Source organism: Nocardioides sp. zg-1228, from assembly GCF_017086465.1.
Classification (GTDB): Bacteria; Actinomycetota; Actinomycetes; order Propionibacteriales; family Nocardioidaceae; genus Nocardioides.
Window position 1 is genome coordinate 3,291,301 of record NZ_CP070961.1, and the last position, 17,371, is coordinate 3,308,671.

The window sequence follows — 17,371 nt, forward strand, 5'->3', positions numbered from 1 at the left end:
GTGGCCCTCGGGTCGGCGCATTCGCCCCGACTCGGCAGATGCCGCCACTATCCTGCGGAGGGCCAGGTCCGCAGCTAGCGATCGCGAGCGAACACCGTGACCCCACCGCAACGTGCTCACCCCACTGAGGTGACCCTTGCGCTCGCCTACCACACGTGGGCGGACGGCCTGACCCGGCAGTTCGCCTGGTCCCCGGACCGCCTCGCGGTGCATCTCCTCGACGACACCTCGCTGGACAGCGTCGTCGTGGCCAACCCGCTGCGTAGCCATCTCGAGCGGCTTCGTGGCCGCGGGCAGGCGGCGGAGCTCCTCCCCGACCGACCCAGACGCCATCTGGTCCAGCCTCGGAGGTGGCGGCGTCAGGACTCCCCGTCCGTCGAGTCGTCGCTCGCGACCTACCGTCGTCTCGACCACTGGCTCGCCGCGGCGAGCCGGCGCCTGGGGCAGGAGCGTCCCGTGCTGGTGAGCTGCCACCCGCTGCTCGCGGCGGTCGCGGACGACCGGCACTGGAGCGACGTCGTCTACTACGGCTGGGACGACTGGCTGACCTACCCGAACCACGCGCACCTGACCGACCTCGTCGCCCACGGCTACGAGCTGATGGCCGAGCGGGAGGTCAACGTCATCGGCGTCACGCGCGCCATCGTGGACCGAGTCGGGTCGCCCCGTGGCAGCGTCGTGCCCAACGGCATCAACGGCATGGACCACGAGCCGGGGGGCGCTGCCGTTCCTGGCTGGTTCGAGGAGCTGGACGGACCCGTCGCCCTGTATGTCGGAGCGCTGCAGGAGCGGGTCGACGTCGAGGCCGTGCGCCGCCTGGCCCTCGACCTCCCCGACTGGCAGGTCGTGCTGGTCGGCCCGCTCCAGGACCCGCCGCGCTTCGCCCGTCTCGCCGAGGTGCCCAACGTGCACGTGATGCCGCCTGAGCCGCGCCCGGTCGTCCTCGAGCTGATGGCGCGGGCCACGGTCTGCCTCATCCCCCACCGGCGTACGCCGATGTCGGAGGCCATGAGCCCACTGAAGCTCTACGAGTACCTGGCCTCCGGAGCGCGGGTCGTCGCCACCGACCTCGAGCCGATGCGTGGCGTCTCCGATCGGTGCCTCCTGGTCGAGGAGGGCACGCCGCTGGCCCCGGCGGTGCTCACCGCGTGTGAGGTGCCTCGCCCCTCCGCGGAGGAGCTCGCCGCCTTCAGGTCCGCGCATGACTGGTCCAGCCGCTACCGGGACTGGCGGATCGCGGCGTTCGGTCGCTGACCCCCAACTGGTGGCGGAAGATGTAGTAGCCGCCACGGTCGCGGGACGCAGCGATGAGCTCGAACCGACCGCTCCACGTGAGCTGCTCGGCCAGGCGGGTGACGGGGCTGCGCAACGCGTCCTCGAGGATCACGATGCGCGCCCGGTGGGCAGCGTCGCCCACGGCCGGGGTGATCACCGCGTGCCGGCCCACGTGCACGAGGGTCCGCTGGTCGGCAGCGTCGGGGCCGGTGCCGGTCGGCTCGTCCCGGCCGGCGGCCACGTCGGCGACCCGCGGCAGGCGGGGGTTGCGCGCCGCTGCCAGCCGCATGGACCGTTCCCGCAGGCTCAGGCGGGAGGCGCCGAAGACGAGCACCGTGTCGAGCGCCTCGCGCTCCACCACATCGGTCAGCGACTCCAGCCAGTCGTGCCCGACCCGACGTCGGGCGCTCTCGCGCACCCGCTCGGTCGCCTGCGCCGCGACGCCTCGCAGGCCCGTGGCGGCGCGACGCACCGCGGCCCCGACCGTGCCGGCCACCGACGCCGGCACGGCGGTCGACGGTCGGCGCACGGGGGCCGGGGCGAGCGGGGCGACGCCCACCGTCCGCTGGGGTGTCGCGCCCCGTCGCGGCTCCAGGTCCCTCGCGAGGGTGGCGACCTCGGCCGCGGCCTCGGCCTGGTCGTTCGCCCGGAGCATCGTGGCGAGGCGGTCGAGCCAGTGCGTCCACGAGAGCGGAGGCAGCGGGTTGGGAGACGGACGACCGATGGGCGCGGGGGGCACCGCCATGCCGGTGAGGTCCGCGACGACGGCGCGGGTCCGGTCGAGCTCGGTGTGGCCCAGGCCCGGGTGCTCGGCCGCCGCCACCTGGGCGCCCGCGAGGTCGCCGAGGCACAGGCGGGCCCAGATGAGCACCGCCCACTGGACCGGGTCGGGGCTGGTGGGCTCGTAGAGCCCGTCGACCCGCTCGAGCAGCTGCGTGACCGATGACAGCGCATCGGCGGCCCGGCCGTCGAGCAGCTGGGCCGTGGCCGTGCCGACGACCGCCTCGGGGACGTACTGGAAGCTGGCGGCGCCGGTGAACGCGCGCTCGGCATCCTGGTAGCGCCTCCGCTCGACCGCAGCCCAGCCCTGGCGCAGGTAGACGCGGTCCTCGGCCGTCGACCCCGGAGCCGTGGACTTGCCCGTCGAGGGGTTCGAGGAGGCCGACCGCACCGGCGCGAAGGGGTGGTCCTGGACCAGCGCGGCGGTCGAGCCGGTGCTCGTGGCCAGGTCGTACCAGTCGCGAAGCTGCCGACGCTGGTCGGCGGTGTGCCGCTCGAGGACGAGACGCCGCCCGGCGACCGTCACCGCGGCCAGCTCGTCGGGGTGGGTGACGAGGTGGTGCACCTTGTCGAGCACGTCGTCCTCGTCGGCCAGGACGCAGTTGACCATGTCGACGTAGCCCGCCGCGTGCATGGCGGGGGTGTCCTGGGCGATCAGGCAGGTGGCCGAGGCAGGGATCTCGAGGTGCTTGCGCACGAAGTCCTGCGTGAAGTTGCCGCAGCTCGGGGCGAACGAGGCGGAGTTGATCAGGCGCGAGTACGCCTCGCCCACCGGCATCGACCGCGTGCCGGCCGAGTCGGTCCACCCGAAGTGCGGCGTGGAGAGGACGGGGTAGTGCTGGGCGAGCACCTTGTTGACGCGGTTGCGCCACGGGTAGTGCCGCGCCTGGCTCCCGGTGAGCAGCACCGGCACGACCTTGGGCAGGCCGTGGTCGCGGTGGACCTGCGGGTCGACCCAGTTGGGCCAGTAGAAGAGCCGATCGGCGATCTCGGGGGTGTAGGCGCCCATCGCCACCGAGACGGTGAAGTAGGTCTCCACGCCCCAGTCGGCCATGTCGGCGAGGAACACTCCCCGCACCGGGTCGAACGCGTCCGAGTTGAGGAAGCCGATCCGCGGAACGTCTGCGTGGGTGTCGAGGCGGGTCAGCCGGCGCGGTCCGACGTAGACGCCGGACTCGAAGAGGACGAGGTCGGGCCGGTGCTGGTCGCACAGGGCGTCGAAGTCGCCGTCCTGGTCGACCAGGGTCACGTCGAAGTGCAACGAGAGGCCGCGGATCTGCTCGGCGAGCTGGTCGTGGACGAACGGCGCCAGCCCCGGGCGGACCCAGCGGAAGAAGAGCAGACGCGGCTTCGCCACGGGCACCGTGGTGGCTCGAGGTCCGGCGTTCACGCGCCCCCTCCGCCGCGTCCGGACCGGGCGAGGTCGAGGAGCGCACGGCCCGCGACCGCGGTGTAGACCGCGCCGCCGGCCGCGGCACCGACCAGCAGCTGCCCGTGGGGGCTCTCGACCGTGCGCATGGCGAGCGCGGCGGCGACCGCCGCCAGTCCTGCGCAGGCCAGCGGCAGGACGATCGCGCGGCCCAGGATGCCGGCCAGCCCGTCGACGAGCGGCGACACCGCGAGCCCGTAGGCGGGCAGCACGACGAGGAGCACGACGGCCACGTGGGCCCAGGCGACGCCATGGAGCCCGTCCATTCGCGCCCCGATCGCCATCGCGGGGAACAGGGCAACGAGCCAGGCCACCTGGATCACCAGCGCCCGCGACGTGCGCCCGGCACCGACGAGCAGGTTGGAGAGCAGGGAGACGAGGGCGAAGCAGCCGCCGTAGACCGCGAGGATCTCCAGCACCGGCGCCGCTTCGTCCCACGTCGCGCCGTAGAGCACCCGGATGAGCGGCTCGGCGAGCACGTAGGTCATCGCGGCGATGACGAAGGCGACCAGGCAGACCGCCCGGGTGGAGCGGCCGAGCGCGGAGGAGAGCTGCTGGCGGTTGCCCCACACCCGCGAGAAGCCGGGCATCGCGACGCCGTTGATCGCACCGCTGAGGACGGCGGTCGCCCAGGAGGACACGTTGAACGCGAGCATGTAGACGCCGAGGAAGGCAGCGCCGAACTGGTGTCCGACCAAGGCGTAGTCGGCGTTGACGAGGGCGTAGTTGACCAGGTTGGCACCCGCGAGCGGGAGCCCGAAGGCGAAGACGTGGCGCAGGTGGCGCGAGGTGATCCGCGGTCGGTAGACCCGGGCCACCGCGACCAGGATGAAGGCCCCCTGGAAGACGATGGCCGCGACCCGCGACCAGGCGAACGCCATCGCGCCGGCACCCTGCGTGGCGAGGACGACGAGCAGGATGCTCGAGGGGACGAAGCCCGCGACGGTCGCGGCGAAGAGCCGGCCCTGCTGGAACTCGCGCGCGAGCAGGGCCGTGGGCACGGCGATCACGCCGCCGACGACGAGGACGAGGGACATCACCCGGATCTCCTCGACCGCGGCGGGCGCCCCGAACATGTCCGCCAGCCGCGGCGCGGAGAGGCTGACCAGGACCGCCAGGACGACACCGCTGAGGATGGCGATCGCGGTGACGGTCGGACCCACCTCGTCGGGGTCGACGTCGCCGCGCACCAGGTAGGCCGCGACTCCCCAGTCGGCGAAGCCGCTCACGACCACCGACACCGTCAGTGCCGCGGCGAACACCCCGAACTGCTCAGGTGAGACGAGGCGGACCACCACCACCATCACTGCGATGTTGGCGAAGCGGATCGTCAGGTTGTTGACGACTCCCCACGCCGCGCCCGACCGCACGCGCGCCTCGAGGCCGCGCCCCGACTCCGGAGCGCGCCCGTCGAGGACCTGCCGTCCCCGAGTCCTGCTCACAGTGTCCCCACTCACGTCACGTCTTCCCCCTGCGTCGGCCAAAGCCGCCGGTCCCCCTGGTCCCCTGCATGCCCGGCCCGCACCCGGGCCGTCCGCGCGGTCTCGCCCTACGGCACCGCGTACTCGAACTCCAGGTCGACGAAGTAGTTGGTGGCGTTCCACGACGACACCGGGAACCCACCTCCCCATCCGTACACGTAGCGCCCGTTCTGGGTCGTCGCCGCGGTCAGCGGCCCGGAGGTGACGGCACTGGCGAAGAAGGCTCCGGTGTAGGAGAAGTTGCCGTTGGGTGCGTAGTAGGAGACGACGTAGGTCTCTCCCGGCGTCAGCGCCAGCGGCGTCGCCAGGGCGGCGGTCTGCCAGCCGCTGGCGGTCTCGTTGGTGAACGTCACCGTCGCGAGGCGAGTGCCCGCGGCGTTCCAGATCGACCCGGTGTGGGTCCCGGTGTTGCCGGGTCCCTTGTAGAACCTGATCGCCGTGGCCGTCCCGGCCTTGCTGGTCGTGAACGCCATGCCCAGCTCGATGTCGCTCGACTCGCCCGACGACACGGTGGCGGGCGTCGCGGGGCCGATCAGGCTGGCCACCGCGGTGGCCGACGCCTTCGTCGTGAACGACCACGTCTGGTCGGCCAGGACCGCACCACGGGTCGAGACCACCCCGGAGACCGTCGCGGTCAAGGTCCTGCCCGGCGGTAGTCCCCCGCTGGGCACGAACGTCAGCGACCTGCCGTCGCCCGACAGCGTGGCGGTGCCCGGCACGGTCGTCGCGCCGTCCTTGACCGTGAAGGACCAGCCAGGCGACACCTGGGCCGAGAACGTCATGCTCGGCGACACCGAGGTGGCGACCTCGGTCGCCCCGGAGGACGGCGATCGGCCGGTCGTGGTGATCGTCGGGACGCCCCGCCGGTAGACCACGTCCACGAAGTAGTTGGTGGCGTTGTAGCTGTAGGCCGGGTAGCCGCCGCCGTAGACGTAGCGACCGTTGTTGGCCGCCGGCGCAGTGACGTCACCCTCGACCCACGCGGTGGCGAAGAACTGCGGCGACATGGAGTAGCGACCCTGCGGCGCGAGGTAGGAGACGACGTACTCCTGGCCCTCGGTCACGTTGAGGGGCGTCGCCAGCGTGGCCGTCTGCCACCCGGTCGCCGTCTCGTTGGTGAACGTCACCGTCGCGAGCCGCGTGCCGGTGGCGCTCCAGATCGAGCCGGTGTGCGTGCCGCCGTTGCCTGCTCCCTTGAAGAACCGGATGGCGGTCACCTTGCCGTCCGCGGCCGGGACGAACCGGGTGCCGACCTCGACCGACGAGCTGTCGTCCGCGGCCTGCACCTGGGGCACGAGGTCCCCGAAGAGGCTCTGGGGGCGGGCCACGTCGTCGTCACCGGACGTGCGGAAGGTCCACTGCTGAGCCGGGAGCGTCGCGCCCTCGTCGGACACCACGCCGGTGAGGGACGCCGTGACGAGCACATCCTTCGGCAGCGGCTGGGTCGGTGTGAACGTCAGCTTGGTGCGGTCGGCGTTGGACGTGGTCGTGCCGGCGATCGTGCTGCCCGACTGGCTCAGCACGAAGGTGTAGCCGTTGGCGACCGCCGCGGACGTCCGGACCGAGACGACGCTCCCGCGGCTGACCCCCGTCGCTCCGTCGGCCGGGTCCTGCGACGTGACCGAGATCGACGGCTCGGGATAGGCGAAGACGGGATCCACGTAGTAGTTGTTCGACGAGCTCGACCCCGGGAAGCCGGTGCCGTAGGCGTAGGAACCCGACGTGCCGGTGACCGCAAGCGGTCCGCGGGAGTGGTTCTCGGCGAGGAAGCCGTTGGTCGTGTGGGAGAACAGGCCGGTCGGCGAGTGGTAGGACACGACGTACTCGGTCGACTTCGCGACCGGCACGGGCTGCGTGAACGTCAGCTCCTGCCAGCCGACCGTCGACTCACCGGCGAAGGTGCCCGACGCGAGCACCGCCCCGGCTGAGCTCCACAGCGTGCCGACGTGACTGCCGGTGTTGGCCTGCGACTTGTAGAAGCGGACGCCGGTGATCACGCCGTTCTGCGTGGTGGTGAAACGCGTGCCCACCGTGAGCGGCGACCCGTCGGTGGCCTGGAGCACCGTCGGCACCTCGGTCTCGTCGAAGAGCGTGCACGGGCAGGCCCCCACCGCGGCCGCGGGCCTGGCGGTGCGGAACGACCAGGTCCTGCCGGCCGTCACCAGGCTGCCCTGGGTGTCGGTGCCGGAGACGGTGGCGGTGTAGCTCACGAAGCCGGCCAGCGGCTGGCTCGGCGTGAAGGTCACCGTGCGGGTCGAGGCGTCGTAGGTCGTGGCACCCGCGACGGTGGCGTTGTTGGAGTCCTTCAGCACCAGGCCGGCGCTGCCCGCGGTCAACGGCTTCGTGAAGCGTGCCGTCACCGTCGACGTGGTGGGCACGCTCGACGCGCCGGCCACCGGGAGCTGGTTGGTCGCCATCAGGGGCGACGCGTCCTCGGTGTTGAAGAGCACGTCCACGTAGTAGTTGCTGCCTCGGTAGGACTGGTTGGGGAAGGAGCCGGCGGGGCCGAACACGCCCGCCGACGCCGCGCCGAAGCCGCCCTCGACGAGCAGGGCCCCGGTGTCGAGCGGCGCGGCCGCGAAGGCGTCGGCCTGGACCGCGTAGTGCCCGTTGGGCACCGTGTAGGAGACGACGTAGGTCTGGCCGGCCGCGACTGCCACCGGCGCGGAGAAGCTCGCCTGCTGCCAGCCTGACGCCGTCTCACCGGTGAAGGTGACCGAGGCGAGCCGCTCACCCGTGGCGCCCCACAGGGACCCGACGTGTGTCCCGGTGTTGCCGGCACCCTTGTAGAAGCGCACGCCCGTGATGAAGCCGTCGCCCCCGGCGACGAAGCGCAGGCCGACCTCGGCCGACGAGGCGTCGTCGACCGCGGGCGTGTCGGGCATGGACTGACCGAAGACGCTGCACGGGCACTTGGCGGTGTAGGAGCGGGTGACGGCGGCGCCGATGTTGGCGCTGTCGTCCATCGCCCGCGCCCGCACACTGACCGCGCCGACCCCGCGTTGCAGGGTCGTGTAGGACCAGGACGTCGTGCCCGTGGCGGCGTGCCAGGTCTCCCCGGCGTCGAGGGACACCTCCACGCCTGCGACCCGGCCCCCGACGTCGCCGGCGGTGCCGGTGATGGTCACCGACGCGCCGTTGTGCTGCTGGACGGTGGTGGCCGGCGCGGTGATCGCCACCGTGGGTGCCGTGGTGTCGGTGCTCCTGGTGGCGGGCACCAGCCCGGGGGCCAGGGTCGAGGGCTGGACGCCCATGTCGGCGAACAGGTTGACCTGGAACTGCCTCATCCGGGCGTCCTGCGGTCCCCCGACCCGGTCGTGGGTGTCGTCGAGCCCCCACGACCATTGGATCGTGCCGGCGCTGAACACGAGCGCGCCGCTGGGCGCCTTGTAGAGCGTGATGTGGTGCTCGGTCTTCCCGGGCGCCGTGGTGTTGCCGAAGTCCTGGAGGATCTGGGGCACGTCGCCGACCGTGGTCGACATCCGGATCAGTCCCGCGGGCCGGTGCCCGTTGTCGAGGTCCTCGTTGGACTCGTAGCCGATGGTCGCGTCGGACAGTGCGGCCCTGGTACCGGCCGGCAGTGTCGCCAGGGACGTGTTGCGCCACATGCGCAGCTTGCCCTCCTCCGAGCTCACCGTGATCGGGAGCTCGCTGAAGTTCGAGAGGTACGCCGTGCCGGTGAGCGCGTTCTCCGGCCGTCCACCGCCCTGGCTGCTCGGCGCGAGCCGGGGGTCGCGCCAGGTGCCGGTGGACTGGGGGGACGGATCGATCTTGGCGTTGGCCCAGGTCTCCTTGTAGGAGACGAGGGTGCGGTAGGGCGTGTGGCTGACGTCGGCGGACGGCGCGTAGCGGGTGCGCCAGTAGACCTCGTTGCCGCTGAGGAACTGCAGGTGGACACCGGCCGCACGCGCCGCTTCCACGTTGGCGCGCTGGGCGCCGCTCCAGTACTCGTCGTGACCCACGGACAGGAAGACCTCGTGGTTGGTGAGCAGGTGGCCCCTGCGGTCGGTGTCGACACCGGCGATGTAGCTGACGTCGTAGCCGTTCTGCTCCAGGAAGCGCACCATCGGGTACTCGTTGGAGAAGAAGAAGTCGCGCCCGCCGTTGTCGCCGCGCGTCATCATGGGGCGGTTGTAGGAGAGCTGGTACGCGCGACCGTTGGCGCCGCCCTGGTAGAAGTCCGAGCCGCCGTAGGTGTTGTAGGCCTGCCACGTCGGGTCGGAGGTCTGGAACACGACGTCGGAGGTGCTGGCGTCGTCTCGCACGATGAACGTGATGTGGCTGCGGTCGCCGTTGGAGCGCTTGAGCAGGGCGACGTAGACGCCGGACACGGCCGTCGACGGCACGTTCCACGACGCCGACACCGCCCAGTTGCCGCAGTCGTACAGCTCGGTGGTGCCGTCCTTGATGCAGTTGGGCTGGTCCTGGGGAAGGGACGCGCTGGGGCTGACCGAGGTGATGTAGCGAGCGCCGTAGCCCTGGTAGTAGCCGATCCGGTAGATCCCGATGGAGTAGGACGTCGCCGGCGTCTTGATCTTGAAGTCGATCCTCTGGCCGACGTTGACCGAGATGTCGGTCGAGAAGCCCTGGATGGAGTCCGAGCCGGCCCCGTCGATGTCCCAGACCTCGGCGTCGGTGCCCGTCTTGGCGTTCTCACAGGCGATCTTGTTGCCCGACGGGCCGCAGGGGTCCGCGGCACTGGCCGCCGACGGACCACCCAGCAGGGCCGGTCCCACCATCGCATTCAGTGCCGCGACCAGCGCGAGCACTGCCACCTTCCACGTCCACGCTCGCCCGAGACCCCACGTGCGATTCCCAGCAGTGCTGGCCATCTCTCCACCCTTCACGGCCCGCGACGCGGCGCCCCACGGTCAGATCCTGTCCACGCGGCACCCCGAGCGGGCAGCGGAGCGGTCGATATCCCCAATTTCACAGACGCGTCAGAGGCCGGCGGCGACCGCCTCCCGCGTCGCGCGGATGCGCAGCGGCGGCGGGTCGGGCACCTTGGTCACCGTGCGGCTGGCAGCCGCCACCAGGTCGCGCGCCTTGAGGCTGTCGGCATCGCGCGAGATGCACAGGTCGCGCAGGGCCAGCTCGAGCGCGATGGTCAGCTGGTGGTCGTCGACGTGCTCGCCGTGCATCGCGCGGCGGGGCACCAGCACCGGGCACCGGCCGTTCTCCAGCGCCATCAGCGCGATCCCGGTGCCGGCGTGCGCGACCACGACGTCGGCGGCGCGGATGGCGGCGGCCATCTCGGCCGACGGCACGCGTTCGCGCGCGTCGATCCCGAGACCGGTGACGTCGGTGCCCCCGGTCTGCCACAGCACCTCGGCGCCGGGCGGCACCAGGGCCACGAGCCGGTCGAGCAGCCGCCGGAAGCCGTAGCCCTCCTGGGTGCCGAGGCTGACCACCATCGAGCGCACCGCCCGGTCCTCGGTGGGCATGGTCTCGTAGAGCTCCCACGGCGAGGCGAGGTACTGCCAGTGGCCGCGGGTGAGGGAGGTCGACTGGCTGAAGGTCCTGATGCCGGGCACCAGCGCGAGCACGCGACCCGACAACGACGGCGCGTCCAGCCGGGTGGCGCTCTCGATGTAGACCGTCTCGATCCCGCGCAGCCGCGCCTGCGGCAGCAGGGCGAGGGCCAGCGCGGCGCCGGTGCTCACGACCAGCGACACGTCGTGGTCGCTGAAGAGCCGTCGGCACGCGACGGCGTTGCGCGCCAGCGCGCGGGTGTCGCGCGGCGGGCACGGCAGCGCCCAGTGGACCCGCTCCCCCGCGAGCAGCGACTCGGTCTGGGCCGTGCGGGGCGTCACCCACACCACGTCGTCGCCCACGCCGAGGCGCGGTCGCAGGGTGTGCAGCTGCATCACGTGCCCACCGTCGTTGGCGACGAGCAGGGTGGTCATCCGCGGATCCCGGCGACGGCGTCGGCCAGCACCGCGACGACCCGCTCCTGCTGGTCCTCGCTGAGGTGCGGGTGCATCGGCAGCGACAGGATCTCCCCCGCCGCCCGCTCCGCCACCCGCGCGGTCCCCGGGCCGAGACCCAGGTGGGCGTAGGCGCCGGTCAGGTGCACGGGGTAGGGGTAGTGGACGCCCGCGCCGACGCCCGCCCGGCCGAGCTCGGCCAGCACCCGGTCGCGCTCGGCGACCCGCACGACGTAGAGGTGCCAGACGTGCTGGCCCTCCGCTCCGAGCAGCGGGCGGCGTACGCCGGGCACGTCGGCGAGGAGCGCGTCGTAGCGGGCGGCCGCCCGCACCCGGAGCTCGTTCCACTTCTCCAGCCGGTCGAGCTTGGCGCGCAGGTAGACCGCCTGCACCGTGTCGAGCCGGGAGTTCATGCCGATCACGTCGTGGACGTAGCGGGTCGAGGAGCCATGGTTGCGCAGGCGGCGCACCTCCGCCGCGATCGTCGCGTCGTCGGTGGTCACCGCGCCGGCGTCGCCCGCAGCCCCGAGGTTCTTGCCGGGATAGAAGCTGGTGGCGGCGACCGTGCCGAGCCCGCCCGAGCCGCGCCCGTCGACCCGCGCGCCCTGGGACTGGGCGGCGTCCTCGACGAGGGGCACGCCGGCTGCGTCGCAGACCTCCGCCAGCCGCTGGATCGGCGCGAGCTGGCCGAAGAGGTGGACGGCCACCACGGCCTGCGTCCGGTCGGTGATCGCGTCCGCGACCAGGTCGGGGTCGATGAGCAGCCGCTCGTCGTCGCAGTCCACCAGGACGGGCAGCGCACCGATGCGCGAGACGGCCTCCGCGGTGGCGATGAACGTGTTGGCGGGGATGACCACCTCGCCGCCCGGACGCACACCGGCGGCTCGGAGCGCGAGCTCGAGGGCGTCGGTGCCGTTGGCGACCCCGACGCAGTGGTCGACGCCGACGAACTCGGCGTACTGGTGCTCGAAGTCGGCGACGGGCGGGCCGTCGACGAAGGCGGTCGCGGCGAAGACGGCCGCGAGGCCAGCCTCCACCTCGGCGGCGATCTCCGCGTGCTGGGCGGCGAGGTCGACGAAGGGGACGTTGCTCATGTGCGGACTCCTGTCCGGATCGGTCGGGCGGGCACTCCCACCCAGGTCTGTCCTGCGGGGACGTCCTCGAGGACCACCGACCCCATCCCGACGGTCGCGTCGGCGCCGATGCGCACGCCTTCGCGCACGGAGGCGTTCATGCCGAGGTAGGCCGCCTCGCCCACCTCGACGCCGCCGCCGAGGGACACCCCGGCGCACAGGGTGGCGTAGTCGGCCACGGTGCAGCCGTGGGTCAGCGTGACGTGCGGCATGAGGACGACGTGCTGGCCGACCTCGACGTCCGCGGTGAGCACCACGCCGTCGAGGGCGATCGTGCCGGCGCCGACGTGGCAGCTGCCGGGCAGCACCAGGCGCGGGTGGAGCAGGGTGCCGTAGCGGGCCGGGTCGAGACCGACCATGGCCAGGCGCGTGGCGATGCGGCGGCGCAGGCGGCCCTTGCCGAGCGCCAGGACCACCTCGTGGTCGACGAGCTCGGTGACCAGGTCGACCCCGCCCAGCACCGGCACCAGGCCGTGGAGGGTGCCCCACCTGAGCGGGTCGTCGTCGACGACGTGGAGCGGCCCGTCGTGCTGCAGGAGCACGGCGACCGCGGTCGCCTCGCGCGCCAGGCCGCTGGCGCCGACCAGCACCAGCCCCGTCACGGCCGCCACGCCGTCCCGAGGGCGTCGCACACCCGCTGGTGCTCGGCGTCGCTCATCTGGTGGAACAACGGCAGCACCAGCGTGCGGTCGGTGAGGCGCTCGGTGACCGGCAGCGGCGCGTGCCCCCGCTCGCCGTGCGCGGGCTGGCGGTGGGCCGCCATGATGCCGCGGCGCGCCGAGATGCCGGCCGCGGCGAGGTGCTCCATCATCTGCTCGCGGTCCAGCGGGTGGTCGGGCAGGACCTCGAGCCAGCAGGACTGGAAGTTGGTGGTGCCCCATGCCGGGTCGCCCACGAGCCGCATCCCGGGCAGCACGGTGACCGCCTCGGCGTACCTCGCGGCGAGCTCGCGGCGCCGGGCCACCATCTCGGGGAGCCGGCGCAGCTGGACCAGCCCGACCGCGGCCTGGAGGTCGGTCATCCGGTAGTTGAAGCCGACCTCGTCGAAGCTCTCCGGAGGCGCCAGCACGCTGGCGTGGCGCTCGGCGGCGGAGACACTCATGGCGTGCTCGCGCAGGCGCCGGGCGCGGGCCGCCCAGTCGGCCCGGGAGGTGGTGAGCATCCCGCCCTCCCCCGTCGTGAGGAGCTTGCGCGGGTGGAACGACCAGGTCGCGAGCTCGGCGCCGGCGCCCACCGGTCGACCGTGGGCCGTGGACCCGGCCGCGCAGGCGGCGTCCTCGACGACCGTGATCCCGAGCGGGTCGCACCAGGCGCGGATGGCCAGGAGGTCGAGCGGCACGCCGCCCTGGTCCACGGCGATCACCGCGCGCGTGCGCGGGGTGACCGCCGTGGCGATCGTGGCGGGCGTCAGGTTGCCCGTGTCGGGGTCGACGTCGGCGAAGACCGGGGTGGCGCCGACGTAGGTCGGCGCGTTGGCGGTGGCGACGAAGGAGAACGACGGCACCACGACCTCGTCGCCGGGACCGACCCCGGCGACGACGAGCGCCAGGTGCAGGGCGGTCGTGCAGTTGCTCAGCGCCACGGCGTGCGCGACGCCGTGCGCCTCGGCGAACGCCGTCTCGAAGGCCGCGACGCGCGGGCCCTGGGCCACCCAGCCGGAGCGCAGCACCTCCGAGACGGCGGCCACCTCCTCCTCGCCGAGCCACGGCTGCATCACGTTGATGCGCGTGAGCTCCTGCTCGAGGCTCATCGAGCCACCGCCACGGAGCGTCCGGCGGCGATCTGCTCGCGCTGGGGACGCCACCACTCGACCAGCTGCCGCAGTCCGTCCTCGAGCCCGGTGGTGGCCGTGAAGCCGAGGTCGCGCCGGGCGGCGGAGGTGTCGGCGAGGCGGCGGACGACTCCGTTGACGCCCCGCTCCGGGCCGTGCTCGACGGGCAGCTCGGAGCCCATCACGCGCAGCAGCGTCTGCGCGAGCCCCAGCAGGCTGGTCTCCTCGCCGCGGGCGACGTTGTAGACGCCCTCGACGACGTCGGAGGACGCCGCCAGCACGTTGGCCCGGGCGATGTCGGTGGTGAAGACGAAGTCCATCGTCTGGCGGCCGTCGCCGAAGATGAGCGGCGGGAGGCCGTCGTCGATGCGCTCCATCCACCGCACCAGCACCTCGGTGTAGAGGCCGTGGACGTCCATGCGCGGTCCGTAGACGTTGAAGTAGCGCAGCCCGACGTAGTCGAGCCCGTGCATCGCCCGGAAGCTGCGCAGCATGCCCTCGTTGAAGGTCTTGGCGGCACCGTAGAACGTGTCGTTGTCGTAGGGGTGCTGGTCCTCCGGCGTCGGGAAGCGCTCCGCGAGGCCGTAGACCGACGCCGACGACGCCGCGACGAGCTTGTCGACGCCCGGCACGGACGCCGCGGCCTCGACGACGTTGAAGGTGCCGTCGACCAGCACCTCCAGCGCCAGCCGCGGCTCCTCGGCGCACTGCGTGATCCGGATGGCGGCCTGGTGGAAGACCAGGTCGCAGCCGCGGGTCAGGTCGTGCACGAGGTCGCGGTCGCGGATGTCGCCGCGCACCAGCACCAGGTCGGCGTCGCCGCGCCCGAGGGCAGCCTGGAGGTTGGCCTCCCGGCCGCGGACGAAGTTGTCGAGCACCCGCACCTGGGCGACGCCGGCATCGAAGAGCTGGTCGACGAGCGTCGAGCCGATGGTGCCGGCGCCGCCGGTCACCAGCGCGGTCGCTCCTGCGAGGGCCGTCATCGCGCCGCCTCCAGCACGCTCAGGCGGGGCGCCGGTGGGCCCGGCGGGACCGCCGACCCGGCGTCGTACGCCGTCCCGGACCGCTCGGCCAGCCGGTGCGAGGCCTGCTCGAGCACCTCGAGGACCCGCAGCCCGGCGCGGCCGTCGGTCACCGCCGGGCGGCCCTCGTGGATCGCGGTGGCGAACTCGGTCACCATCGCCCCGAGAGCCTCCCGCTCGGGCAGCGCCGGCGACCAGGTGTCGCCCAGCCGGTAGGACACGGTCGAGGCGGTGCGGTCGGCGCCGGCCACCGAGGTGCGGGCGAGGTCGACGCCGCGGTCGTAGATGCTGAGCCGCTGCTGGGGGTTGAGGTCGTCCCAGACCAGCGTGCGCCGCGACCCGCCGATCACCATCTGGCGGATCTTGGTGGGGCTGAGCCAGTTGACGTGCACGTGCGCGAGCCCGTCGTCGGGCAGCGGCAGCGTCAGGTGGCCGACACAGGCGCGGCCGGCGCCGATGGGGTCGGCTCCGGTCGCGCCGATGCCCGTCGTGGGCAGCCCTCCGGGCAGCACGAAGTCGAGGATGGCGAGGTCGTGCGGGGCCAGGTCCCACAGCACGTCGATGTCGGGCTGCACCAGCCCCAGGTTGATCCGCACCGAGTCGACGAAGTGCACCTGGCCGAGCTCGCCACTGCCGACGAGGTCGCGCATCCGCTGCACGGCCGGCGTGTAGCAGTAGGTGTGGTCGGTCATCAGGGTCAGGCCCTGGGCAGCCGCCAGGTCGACCATGGTGCGGCCGCGCGAGACGCTGTCCGCGAGCGGCTTCTCCACGAGCACGTGCTTGCCCGCGCTGAGCGCCTGCAGCGCGAGCCCGTGGTGCGTACGGGCCGGGGTGGCGATCGCGACGGCGTGGATGCGCGGGTCGTCGAGCACCCGCTCCAGGCTGTCGGTGACCTCGACGTGCGGGCCGGCGACCCGGCGCGCCCGCTCGAGGTCGAGGTCGCAGACCGCCTCGAGGCTCCAGTCGGGGGACGCCCCGAAGTTGCGGACCAGGTTGGGGCCCCAGTAGCCGGCGCCGATGACGGCGATGCCCAGGGGGCCGGGTGTGCGGATGCTCATCGTGCTTCCTCCAGTCGGCCGTCGGCCTCCACGTAGACCTCTCCGGTGACCGGGCAGATCCACCGGTCGCGGTTGTCGAAGACCAGCGGGACGCCGCTGCGGCCCACCCATCCGATGCGTCGTGCGGGCATGCCCACCACGAGCCCGTGGTCGGGGACGTCGCGCGTCACGACCGCGCCGGCGCCGACGCTGGCCCACCGGCCGATCCGCACCGGGGCCACGCACACGGCGCGCGCCCCGACGGACGCGCCCTCGCCGATGGTGACCCCGACGGGCTCCCAGTCCTCGGCGCCCTTGCGCCGGCCGTCGGTCGTCACCGCGCGCGGGTAGGTGTCGTTGGTGAGCACCACCGCGGGGCCGATGAACACCCCGTCCCCGAGCACGGCCGGCTCGTAGACCAGGGCCTGGTTCTGCACCTTGCACCGCTCGCCGATCCGGGCGCCCGGGCCGACGTAGACGCCGCGGCCCAGGATCGTTCCGTCGCCGACCTGCGCCCCCTCTCGGACGACGGTCTGGTCCCACACCTGGGCGCCGCGACCGACGCGGGCGCCGTCCTCGACGGTCGCGGTGGGCGCGACGTGGGCGCGGTCGCGGGAGTGGGCGCGGGAGCGGGCACGCGCGCTGGACAGTGAGGTCATGTGCGGGAGCTCTCGTCTCGTTGCCAGGTGGTGAAGTCCCCGTCCCTCAGCGCCCGTCGGGCACCGAGCCGGGCGGCGACGTGGACGGCCACGAACACCGGGAGCCGGAGGGCGAGCCCCGGCCGCTCGGCGGCCAGGCCGAGCAGGGTGCGCGGGCTCGTGCGCGAGGCGGGACGGCGTACGCCGAGCTGCTCGGCCTGGGCGTTGCCCGTCGCGACCCGCACCCGACGGCGGACCAGGTCGCGCACGGTGCGAGGCGGGTGGACCACGGCGACGGCACCGGGCACGACGCGGCGCTCGTGGTCGCCGAACGAGTCGGACATGGCGAGGTCGTCGCCCATCATCCGCGGCAGCGCGCCCACGCGCGCCTGGGCCTCCTCGGAGAGCACCACGACCCCACGACCGAACAGGCCGGTCCGCACCTGCGGCAGCGCCTCCCACACGTCGTAGTACCACCGCACCCAGGGCGAGCAGCCCGTGCGCGGCACGGCGCGGCGCGGCGCAGTGGCCAGCACCTCGTCGCGGGCGATCGGCTCCAGGAGCCGGAGCGCCGCGACGCCGCCGAGCTCGATGTCGGCGTCGAGGTGGATGCGCGGGAAGACGTCGGTGGCGGCGTTGCCGACCCGGACGGCCTCGGCCTTGGACGGCTGCGCGATCTCGATCACGCGGGCCTGCGGGTCGGCCGCCCGGGCCACCTCGGCCGTGCGGTCGGTGCAGCCGTTGCAGACCACGACCACGTCGAGGTCGCCGCCGCGTGTCCCGCCGCGCAACGCGGCCAGGTTGCGGCCGATCGTCGCTGCCTCGTTGTGCGCCGGGATGACGACACTGGCCAGGGCCATTCCCACTCCCCCACGTCG

12 protein-coding genes are annotated in these 17,371 nt (G+C 73.1%); 1 reads left to right on the top strand and 11 read right to left on the bottom strand.

Features of this window, described 5'->3' with window-relative positions; all coding sequences use genetic code 11:
* The first annotated feature begins 129 nt into the window (after positions 1–129).
* Positions 130–1,254 carry a glycosyltransferase gene (locus JX575_RS15845; protein WP_186339050.1) on the top strand — a complete coding sequence of 375 codons (1,125 nt, stop codon included), beginning with the start codon at positions 130–132 and terminating at the stop codon, positions 1,252–1,254.
* Here the strand turns inward: JX575_RS15845 and JX575_RS15850 are convergent.
* The 11 genes from JX575_RS15850 to JX575_RS15900 form a co-directional block, all read right to left on the bottom strand.
* The gene (locus JX575_RS15850) at positions 1,190–3,412 is read right to left on the bottom strand and encodes a glycosyltransferase (RefSeq protein ID WP_186339051.1); all 2,223 of its coding nucleotides are present in this window, start codon (positions 3,410–3,412) and stop codon (positions 1,190–1,192) included. The two genes, JX575_RS15845 and JX575_RS15850, sit on opposite strands and share 65 nt — an antisense overlap.
* Positions 3,413–3,441: 29 nt before the next feature.
* Entirely contained in the window at positions 3,442–4,926 is a 1,485-nt protein-coding gene (locus tag JX575_RS15855; protein ID WP_186339052.1) for an oligosaccharide flippase family protein, read from the bottom strand.
* A gap of 107 nt (positions 4,927–5,033) precedes the next feature.
* Positions 5,034–9,797, bottom strand: a complete 4,764-nt coding sequence (locus JX575_RS15860; protein ID WP_186339053.1) for a DUF4082 domain-containing protein — start codon at positions 9,795–9,797, stop codon at positions 5,034–5,036.
* A gap of 108 nt (positions 9,798–9,905) precedes the next feature.
* Positions 9,906–10,871: a glycosyltransferase gene (locus JX575_RS15865; protein WP_186339054.1), complete on the bottom strand. Its 966-nt coding sequence runs from the start codon at positions 10,869–10,871 to the stop codon at positions 9,906–9,908.
* Positions 10,868–11,986, bottom strand: coding sequence for a DegT/DnrJ/EryC1/StrS family aminotransferase (locus JX575_RS15870; protein ID WP_186339055.1), 1,119 nt, complete (start codon positions 11,984–11,986; stop codon positions 10,868–10,870). The genes JX575_RS15865 and JX575_RS15870 overlap by 4 nt, the downstream gene beginning before the upstream one ends.
* Positions 11,983–12,636 carry a NeuD/PglB/VioB family sugar acetyltransferase gene (locus JX575_RS15875; protein WP_241005202.1) on the bottom strand — a complete coding sequence of 218 codons (654 nt, stop codon included), beginning with the start codon at positions 12,634–12,636 and terminating at the stop codon, positions 11,983–11,985. The genes JX575_RS15870 and JX575_RS15875 overlap by 4 nt, the downstream gene beginning before the upstream one ends.
* The gene (locus JX575_RS15880) at positions 12,624–13,775 is read right to left on the bottom strand and encodes a DegT/DnrJ/EryC1/StrS family aminotransferase (RefSeq protein ID WP_186339056.1); all 1,152 of its coding nucleotides are present in this window, start codon (positions 13,773–13,775) and stop codon (positions 12,624–12,626) included. The genes JX575_RS15875 and JX575_RS15880 overlap by 13 nt, the downstream gene beginning before the upstream one ends.
* On the bottom strand, positions 13,772–14,779 hold the full coding sequence (locus JX575_RS15885) for an NAD-dependent epimerase/dehydratase family protein (RefSeq protein ID WP_186339057.1): 1,008 nt from the start codon (positions 14,777–14,779) through the stop codon (positions 13,772–13,774). The genes JX575_RS15880 and JX575_RS15885 overlap by 4 nt, the downstream gene beginning before the upstream one ends.
* Positions 14,776–15,876 carry a Gfo/Idh/MocA family oxidoreductase gene (locus JX575_RS15890; RefSeq protein ID WP_186339058.1) on the bottom strand — a complete coding sequence of 367 codons (1,101 nt, stop codon included), beginning with the start codon at positions 15,874–15,876 and terminating at the stop codon, positions 14,776–14,778. Before JX575_RS15890 ends, JX575_RS15885 begins: the two co-directional genes overlap by 4 nt.
* Positions 15,873–16,514 (bottom strand): acyltransferase, encoded by a 642-nt coding sequence (locus JX575_RS15895; RefSeq protein ID WP_186339059.1) that lies wholly within the window; start codon positions 16,512–16,514, stop codon positions 15,873–15,875. Before JX575_RS15895 ends, JX575_RS15890 begins: the two co-directional genes overlap by 4 nt.
* A complete protein-coding gene (locus JX575_RS15900) occupies positions 16,511–17,353 on the bottom strand; it encodes a glycosyltransferase (protein WP_206054422.1) in 843 nt (280 codons plus the stop codon). Before JX575_RS15900 ends, JX575_RS15895 begins: the two co-directional genes overlap by 4 nt.
* Positions 17,354–17,371: the final 18 nt, after the last annotated feature.

Coding starts and splice junctions, on each gene's coding strand:
- JX575_RS15860 (WP_186339053.1), bottom strand. CDS start 9,797: ATGGCCAGCACTGCTGGGAATCGCACGTGGGGTCTCGGGCGAGCGTGG.
- JX575_RS15865 (WP_186339054.1), bottom strand. CDS start 10,871: ATGACCACCCTGCTCGTCGCCAACGACGGTGGGCACGTGATGCAGCTG.
- JX575_RS15870 (WP_186339055.1), bottom strand. CDS start 11,986: ATGAGCAACGTCCCCTTCGTCGACCTCGCCGCCCAGCACGCGGAGATC.
- JX575_RS15880 (WP_186339056.1), bottom strand. CDS start 13,775: ATGAGCCTCGAGCAGGAGCTCACGCGCATCAACGTGATGCAGCCGTGG.
- JX575_RS15885 (WP_186339057.1), bottom strand. CDS start 14,779: ATGACGGCCCTCGCAGGAGCGACCGCGCTGGTGACCGGCGGCGCCGGC.
- JX575_RS15890 (WP_186339058.1), bottom strand. CDS start 15,876: ATGAGCATCCGCACACCCGGCCCCCTGGGCATCGCCGTCATCGGCGCC.
- JX575_RS15895 (WP_186339059.1), bottom strand. CDS start 16,514: ATGACCTCACTGTCCAGCGCGCGTGCCCGCTCCCGCGCCCACTCCCGC.
- JX575_RS15900 (WP_206054422.1), bottom strand. CDS start 17,353: ATGGCCCTGGCCAGTGTCGTCATCCCGGCGCACAACGAGGCAGCGACG.